Source organism: Sphingobacterium sp. T2 (assembly GCF_000814685.1).
Taxonomy (GTDB): Bacteria; Bacteroidota; Bacteroidia; order Sphingobacteriales; family Sphingobacteriaceae; genus Sphingobacterium; species Sphingobacterium thermophilum.
Genome location: NZ_JXAC01000244.1, coordinates 1 through 6,196, shown reverse-complemented (window position 1 = coordinate 6,196; position 6,196 = coordinate 1). Strand labels below are relative to the sequence as shown.

6 protein-coding genes and 3 pseudogenes are annotated in these 6,196 nt (G+C 42.2%); 3 read left to right on the top strand and 6 right to left on the bottom strand.

Annotation, left to right across the window (positions count from 1 at the left end; translation table 11 throughout):
• Positions 1-125: 125 nt before the first annotated feature.
• The 3 genes and pseudogenes from ribA to SD31_RS21035 all read left to right on the top strand — a co-directional run.
• A pseudogene (gene ribA, locus SD31_RS13260) lies at positions 126-666 on the top strand (GTP cyclohydrolase II); the annotation flags it as partial.
• 65 nt (positions 667-731) lie between these two features.
• On the top strand, positions 732-1,811 hold the full coding sequence (locus SD31_RS13255) for an NAD-dependent succinate-semialdehyde dehydrogenase (RefSeq protein ID WP_316929887.1): 1,080 nt from the start codon (positions 732-734) through the stop codon (positions 1,809-1,811).
• Between the two features lie 16 nt (positions 1,812-1,827).
• Positions 1,828-2,169, top strand: coding sequence for an aldehyde dehydrogenase family protein (locus SD31_RS21035; RefSeq protein ID WP_410528268.1), 342 nt, complete (start codon positions 1,828-1,830; stop codon positions 2,167-2,169).
• A 589-nt stretch (positions 2,170-2,758) separates the two neighbouring features.
• Here SD31_RS21035 and SD31_RS13250 read toward each other — a convergent pair.
• From SD31_RS13250 to SD31_RS19510, 6 genes and pseudogenes are all read right to left on the bottom strand, one after another.
• Positions 2,759-3,310 (bottom strand): CopD family protein, encoded by a 552-nt coding sequence (locus tag SD31_RS13250; protein WP_039054480.1) that lies wholly within the window; start codon positions 3,308-3,310, stop codon positions 2,759-2,761.
• Between the two features lie 54 nt (positions 3,311-3,364).
• The gene (hemE, locus tag SD31_RS13245) at positions 3,365-4,399 is read right to left on the bottom strand and encodes a uroporphyrinogen decarboxylase (protein ID WP_039054479.1); all 1,035 of its coding nucleotides are present in this window, start codon (positions 4,397-4,399) and stop codon (positions 3,365-3,367) included.
• A gap of 9 nt (positions 4,400-4,408) precedes the next feature.
• Positions 4,409-4,924 carry a hypothetical protein gene (locus SD31_RS13240; protein WP_039054478.1) on the bottom strand — a complete coding sequence of 172 codons (516 nt, stop codon included), beginning with the start codon at positions 4,922-4,924 and terminating at the stop codon, positions 4,409-4,411.
• A 9-nt stretch (positions 4,925-4,933) separates the two neighbouring features.
• Positions 4,934-5,663, bottom strand: a pseudogene (locus SD31_RS13235) (response regulator transcription factor).
• Entirely contained in the window at positions 5,653-6,000 is a 348-nt protein-coding gene (locus tag SD31_RS19515; RefSeq protein WP_231561643.1) for a sensor histidine kinase, read from the bottom strand. The pseudogene SD31_RS13235 and the gene SD31_RS19515 overlap by 11 nt, the downstream one beginning before the upstream one ends.
• Positions 5,963-6,196, bottom strand: a pseudogene (locus SD31_RS19510) (hypothetical protein); the annotation flags it as partial. The pseudogene SD31_RS19510 and the gene SD31_RS19515, both read right to left, overlap by 38 nt.

Sequence of the window (6,196 nt, the reverse complement as noted above, 5' to 3'; positions counted from 1 at the left end):
ACCATCAAAATACATCACCATCAAAGATCTAAATCGAATACAGACTAAAAAGTACGATACACTGATCGAAGGAGTAACGTTACCGTACAATTCACCTAATCCACGAAATTCGCGAATAACATAACTTCACTCAAAAAAATACAGGAGAACAGCACTTGGCTATCTATAAAGGTGAATGGAAAGAAAATGAACCCGTATTGGTGCGTGTGCATAGCTCTTGCGTGACGGGAGATATCTTCGGTTCCTGCCGCTGCGATTGTGGTCCTCAGCTACACAAAGCTATGGAGATGATTGAAAAAGAAGGCAAAGGTGTCATCGTGTATATGAACCAAGAAGGACGTGGCATAGGCCTTATCAACAAGCTGCACGCCTATAAGCTCCAAGAAAATGGTGTTGATACTGTAGATGCCAACCTACAGCTTGGATTCAAAGCCGATCTCCGAGACTATGGTGTAGGAGCTCAGATTCTTCGCCATATGGGGGTAACAAAAATGCGTCTCATGTCCAACAACCCTACAAAACGTGCCGGATTAGTAGGTTATGGACTGGAAATCGTAGAGAATGTGCCTATAGAAATCACGCCCAATCCATATAATGAAGAATATCTAAAGACAAAAAGGGACAGGAATGGGACACGCCATCCTGAAAAACATTATAACAAAGTAAAAGAGGAGAAATCCTCTTTTCTTGTTTATTGTAAACAATCCCTGTAATCAAACTGTTTTGTCATTATGGAAAACCCACTTTTTATCCAAAAAGCCTATATAAACGGAACATTCGTGGAGGGCACAAATTCTTTCGAGGTTATTAACCCTTCTACCAATCAATCTATAGGTTCCTTACCGGATCTTACGATAGAGGATTGCCGACAGGCTATTGAAGACGCCCATAAAGCATGGAAAAGCTGGCGCAATACGCCTGTCGGGGAACGCTGCGCCCTGGTCCGAAAAATATTCGAACTGACAAAAGAATATAAAGATGCGCTTGCCGAAATCATGACGCTGGAGTCAGGCAAGCCACTAGCCGAATCCAAAGGAGAAATAGACTACGGCAATGCCTTTGTAGAGTGGTTTGCCGAAGAAGGTAAACGTGCTTACGGAGAAAACATACCTTCACTCAACGGCCTCACACGTCTATCGACGATAAAGCAAAGCGTAGGTGTGGTTGGTGCCATCACGCCATGGAATTTCCCTCTGGCAATGATCTCGCGAAAGATGGCTCCTGCCCTCGTAGCAGGATGTACTATGGTACTGAAACCAGCCTCACAGACACCTTTCACAGCCATAGCCTTAGCCAAAATAGCTGAAATGGCAGGAATACCTAAAGGCGTATTTTCTGTCATCACCTCCAAAGACAGCAAAGGAATAGGCCATGAGCTGGCAACAAATCCTTTGGTGCGCAAAATAACCTTTACAGGATCTACAGAAGTGGGACGAACTCTGATGGAACAGGCTGCAAGCACGATAAAACGTGTCTCCTTTGAGCTGGGAGGCAACGCCCCTTTCCTAGTGTTTGATGATGCAGACCTAGACGCAGCAGTAAAAGGAGCTGTAGCCGGAAAATTCCGTAATGCCGGACAAACCTGTGTGTCAATAAACCGGTTCTATGTGCAGGATTCGATATATGATGCTTTCGCCGAAAAACTTAAACAGGCTGTAAACCAACTTAAAATAGGCGACGGCTTTGAGGAGGGAGTTCAGGTAGGACCTCTCATCAATAAGGCGGCAATAGAAAAAGTTACAGACCATAGTACAAGACGCCGTATCCAAGGGTGCCAGAATTCTTATCGGCGGAAAAGTTATCAAAGATAATTTCTTCGCTCCTACCGTGCTGGTAGACATGCCACTGACGGCAAAAATAAGCACGGAAGAAACCTTTGGACCTATTTGTGCCCTTTTCCGGTTTTCTACCGAAGAGGAAGGCATCGCCTTGGCCAATGATACCCCATTCGGCCTAGCAGCGTACTTCTATAGCGAAAATATACACCGCTGCCAACGCGTAGCCGAAGCCTTAGAAGCCGGCATGGTTGGTATCAATACAGGTCTTATATCCAACGCTTCCGCCCCTTTTGGTGGCATCAAGGCCTCAGGGATAGGGCGCGAAGGCTCCAAATACGGATTAGACGAATACCTGGAAATCAAATATTTATGCTATGGACAAAAAGGTTAATTATAAACTAGTCCAGAAAAAAACTATTTTTCTGGACTAAATTACTTGCACCCTTAAAAAATTGTTCCGACAAAAAATATAACTGCATTGTTTCGAACAAAAACGTCTGTGGCAGGAAATTGGTTAAATGTTAAAAACTCTCTTATCATTGATATTCCTATATATCAGGTACAGTGCCTAGGAAGAAGAAGGTAGGCTTTTCAAAGTTTATCTATTAAACTGGTGCTTTACCTAAAAGTCATTACAAAACGAAGATGATTTCCCCCTTGTCTGTCTGTTTCTGTTTTATAAATACCATTCATTCCTGTGTGCGCTCTTTTCAGTTTTTCACCTAGAAAGTTTTGTATCGCTGCTCATACTCATAAAAAAGTCTTTATCATTTTGTAAAACTGGACACTCAAATGTTTTGGATGATGTAAATGTCCTGAATTGGAAAGTACAAGGAAAAAGCTGTAGCCAAGGTCTAGATAAAGAAAGTACTCTTTCCCTTTCCAACCATTGTTATTTCTAATAAAAAAGCAGAAGCAACGCGGTTGTCACTTCTGCTTTCATAATCAGATCAACTGAAAAATATTTTAAAGCTATAACCTTATTCTACGGCTTCCCCTTTCGACTTTCTGTATTTCTTATAAAGCTTAATAAGTATCATCAACAAGATGGAGAGTCCCAAAAGACTTAATACACCAAAGATCCAGTTTAACGCCGATTTGAGGATGACCAAGAAGACTATAGCGAAGAGGATGATGGTAGAGACCTCATTCCACATCCTCAACTGACCGGAAGTCCACTTACATGTTCCTGCACGCAACTGATGCATGATATTTTGGGATTTGAAATGATATCCTATAAGGCCTGCGACAAAGAGAAGTTTGACTTGCATCCATCCCATTGTCAGCAACCCTGGATTAACATGTAGCATCACCAATGCCGCTAAAACAGTAATATACATCGCTGGAGTAGTGATGACCCACCAAAGCCTGCGCTCCATCACAATAAACTGCTCATGAAGAATAGCATATTCTTTTTCACCTTTGCTCTTCGCCTCGGTATGATAAATAAAAAGGCGAGGCATATAGAACAAACCCGCCATCCAGCACACTACGAAAATAATGTGTATTGCTTTTGCGTACAGATATAACATGCTACAAAAATAGGTTTAATAAAATAAGGAGCAAAAAACTTTGCTCCCTACCTCTTAATATCTAAATTCTTTTACGGTTTCTATCGCAAATTTGACATTGTCAAACGGAATATCAGGCATGATACCGTGCCCAAGGTTAAAAATAAACCCTTTTTCTCCGCGCATGCGCTCAAATAGCTGATGTATCTTGTCCTTGATAACCTTTTTGTCGGCATAAAGCACAAAAGGGTCTAGGTTACCTTGTACAGCTATACCTTCCGGAAGAGCTTGTTTAATATTCTTAAGGTCGGCATTCCAATCCACCGAGATCACGTCCGGATGTGCTTCCGCCATCATCGGCGCAAACACTGACGATCCTTTACAGAACGATATTACTGGTACCGTGCGTCTAATCTTTGATAGAATATACTTATTGTAATGGTGCGAAAAGTCTCTATAGTCATTCCACGATAAGGCTAATGCCCAACTGTCAAACAACTGTAGGGCATTCACCCCAGCATCAATCTGCATATTCAGATAATCCACCGTAACGTCAGCAATCTTCTGCAATATTTTATGTGCTAACTCCGGCTCATTGTTCAACAGCAGCTTGGTACGTTTGAAATCTTTTGACGAACCACCCTCAACCAAATAACTCAAGATTGTGAAAGGCGCACCCGCAAATCCGATGAGAGGAATAGAGCCATCGAGACGTTGTTGAATAACCTTAATAGCTTCCGCAACATATTGAAGCTTATCCACACAATCTACTGACAACTTATCGGCATCAGCATGGCTGCGCACAGGATTCGAAAAGCGAGGTCCTACCCCCTGCTCGAAGGACAGATCACCTCCCATTGCTTCGGCAGTAACCAAAATGTCCGAAAACAGAATGGCAGCATCAACACCCAAAAGATCTACTGGCAACATGGTCACATCTGCCGCAATTTCCGGCGTCTTACACATCTCCAAGAATGTGTATTTATTTTTAATCTCCCAATATTCCGGCATAAAACGGCCTGCTTGCCGCATCATCCATACCGGCGGTCTTTCCGTCTGCTGCGATCGAGCAGCTCTGATAAATAAATCGTTTCGTAAAGTCGTACTCACTATGCTATCTTATTTATGATTGTCTATCTCTTTCTGTATTTTCTGAATGATACTTTTCTGTCTTTCGGTAAGCTTTAGCTTTTCCGTCACGGACAGATAAGTAGCAACTCGTTCATAATCCTTTTTGCGAAGGTTGATATTGGCCAAATTGATCAATACCATAGCTTTTTCATGGTCTTTACGCCATGGCAGGCGTGAGGCCAGCTGAAAATGGTATTCCGCCTCTTCGATATTATTTTCCTTAAGCGCCAAATTACCCTTCATGAATTCATAAAAGTTCCTTCTCCCTTTGCGTAGGGTGTCCGGATTTTTGATTTGATCCAGCAGCTTCTTAACCTTGTCATAGTCCTGCTTGTGGAAGGCCTGTGTAGCAAGAAAAACTGTTCCCTCCCTGTATTCACTCCATATCAAGTAGCCAATAGCTCCCAATATATATACGCAGGCATAGAAATGCTGATACACTACGCAGTAGGCCAAAGCTATAACGGCAATGGCGATAAGTATAAATCGTACTCTGGTATTCATCTATCTATGTTACCCTTCGCTGCTTTCGTTGTTATTGTTGTTGTCCGTAAACTTATATCCTACCCCACGGATGGAATGGAAGTATATAGGATGTTTTTGATCCGGCTCAAAATACTTACGGAAAGTGAGGATAAAGTTGTCAATAGTGCGGGTGGAAGGATATACATCGTAGTTCCATACTGTTTCAAGAATCTGTTCACGTGAAACGGCCTCATTGCGGCGCTCAATCAACAGCTTCAGCAACATCGTTTCCTTTTTGGTCAACGAAGTCACCGTACCGTCGGCATGATGCAGCTCGTAGGAGTTGAAGTATATGGTCTTATCGCCTATAGTATAGGAGTTAAGTTCCTTAAGCTCTTCAGGCTTCATCCCACGACGGATAAGGTTGCCTACACGAAGAATTAGCTCCTCAAGGTTAAAAGGCTTCACCAAATAGTCGTCAGCACCTTTCTTCAAGCCTGTGATACGGTCTTCACTGCTTATTTTTTGCCGTAAGGAACATGATAGGCACTTCCGTATTCTGTAGTCTTATGGTTTCTGCCACTTGGAATCCATCAATTTCAGGAATCATGACATCCAAAATGATAAGATTGAAACGCTCTTCCTTGAAGATTTTCAATGCTTTCTTTCCATCGGTAGCTGTTGTGACACGGTAACCTTCCAATTCGAGGTTAAGCTTGATAGCCTCCAACAAGTGTTCTTCGTCTTCGACTAATAGTATTCTTTGTTTAGCCTGCATAGTTTTCAAAAATTACTTCAAAAATGCTACCTGAAGGCTTGTTGTCTTTCACCTTAATGGTAGCGTTATGTTTTTGTAATACTGATTTCACAATATATAACCCTAATCCAGTGCCTTTGGTTTTACGGGTAGATTCATTACCTACACGGTAAAATTTATTAAAAATCAACTTCTTCTCTTCATCCGGAATGCCCTGTCCATGATCCGCCACCGAAAAAATCAGATTGTTATCTTTCCTATACAGCTTCACCTCTACAGTAGCACATGGCGGTGAATATTTAATGGCATTTTCCACCAGATTATTCACCACATTGGTAATGGCAAACTTGTCGGACATGCAAAATGATGTTAGGTTCTATCTCACCGCGCAACATCTCCGTCTTACAGGCATTCTTCTGCAGTCTATCCAGCACCTCCTGTACTAGTGCCGAAAAGTCGAAGTCTTCCTTCGGCAGATTAAAGCTACGATTTTCCAGTTTAGTAGCCAACAGCACATTCTCTACAAGATAGTCCAAGCGCTCTATATCTTCAGC